Genomic DNA, 1,470 nt, shown 5'->3' on the forward strand with positions numbered 1-1,470 from the left:
GGGCACCGGCGCCACCGCGGCCAGCGCGGCGGCGGGCGGCTCCATCGCCGTGAGGCGCGCGCGCGCCAGCGGCGCGAAGGTGCCGGCCGGAAAGCGTTCGAGATAGGCACGGTAGTCCGCGGCGGTATTGCCGGCGCGCACGCTCTCCCAGAACAGGATCTCGGCGCGGTCGTCGCGCGGGGCCGCGGCGACCGGCGCTTGCGCGGCCGGCACGTTGATCGCGGCGGGGATGAAGTAGAAGGCGCCCTCCATCGCCGAATGCTCCCAGGGCACCTGGCGACCGCCGGTCGCCTCGCGCACCTCGCGCCGGACCTCGGCCATCATGGAGCGCAGCTCGAGCCCCGGCGTGCCGATCTTGCGCAGCAGCGCCGCGGTGAAGGGGCTGTGCGCGCCGGTGCCGTCCTCGGCCACCTCGCCCGGCGCGGTGGCGAAGGCGATCAGCGTGCCGACAGCGGCGCGCACCGGCGTCAGGCCCGGGCTGGTGGCGATGCCGCGCGTGGCGGAGGCGAGGCGCAGGCGGAAGGGATTGTCGCGGCAGCCATCGAGCAGCACGATCGACACCCGCGCGGATTCCAGCTGCGCCAAGACGCTGTCGAGCTCGAGCGCCTCGAAGCGCAGGTCGCGGTCGGTGCGGATATCGGTGGTCACCGGCAGCAGCCAGTTGCGCCCGCCGAATTCCAGCGCGTGGCCGGCGTAGAAGAACAGCGCCGCCTCGGCGCCCACCGCCCGCTGGCCGAGCCGGCGCACCGCCTGCTCCATGGCGAGGCGATCCGGGTCGAGCACCAGGTCGGTGTCGAAGCCGAGCCTGCGCAGCGCCTCGGCCAGGGCGCGCGCGTCGTTGGGCGGGTTGGCGAGCGGCGGGATGGCGCTATAGGCGCCCACGCCCATCACCAGCGCGACGCGTGCGCCGGGCTGCGCGGCCGCCGGCAGCGCGGCCGGGAGCAGCACGGCGAAGGCGACGAGGAAGGCGCGAAGCCAACGCATGACAGGCGTTTGATACACGAAACCGCGATGCGGCGCAGCGCCCGGCGTCACGCGCTGCGAAGCGCTTCGCAGGCTCCGGCGATCGTCCTGGGTCGCGAGACCATCCGTGAACCTCGGCACTGGCCCGCTCCCGTCCCGGCGGCGTCAGTCTCGCGGACAGGGTGGGCGGGCGGGGGCGCGGGCCGGCACCGGACGCTGGACCGCGCCCGCATGCGCTTTCTCATCCGCCTTTGCGCGCCATGCTGCGCCTTCGGCATCTGGGCGCCGACATGCGCGCGCGGCCTTTCAGGGCTGGTCGGCGGCCTGCCGCAGCGCGGCCAGCAGCGCCTGCAACCGGGGCGCAAGCAGCAGCGACCGGCCCAGGGCGCGCTGCCCATCGGCATCGCCCGGCACATCCGCGATCGCGCCGTCCTGCGGCGCCTCGCCCGCCAGCAGCGCCAGCACCGCGCCGTCATGCGCCCCGACCGGCGCGTCGGACACCGCACC

2 protein-coding genes are annotated in these 1,470 nt (G+C 75.5%); both read right to left on the minus strand.

Annotated elements, in window-relative coordinates; genetic code table 11:
- Positions 1-984, minus strand: a 984-nt coding sequence (locus tag HW578_RS26485) for a caspase family protein (RefSeq protein ID WP_198373685.1), incomplete at its 3' end; no start/stop codon positions are given.
- A gap of 285 nt (positions 985-1,269) precedes the next feature.
- A partial coding sequence (locus tag HW578_RS26490) for a hypothetical protein (RefSeq protein ID WP_198373686.1) occupies positions 1,270-1,470 on the minus strand: 201 nt, incomplete at its 5' end.

This window comes from Roseomonas rosulenta (assembly GCF_016106005.1).
Taxonomy (GTDB): Bacteria; Pseudomonadota; Alphaproteobacteria; order Acetobacterales; family Acetobacteraceae; genus Neoroseomonas; species Neoroseomonas rosulenta.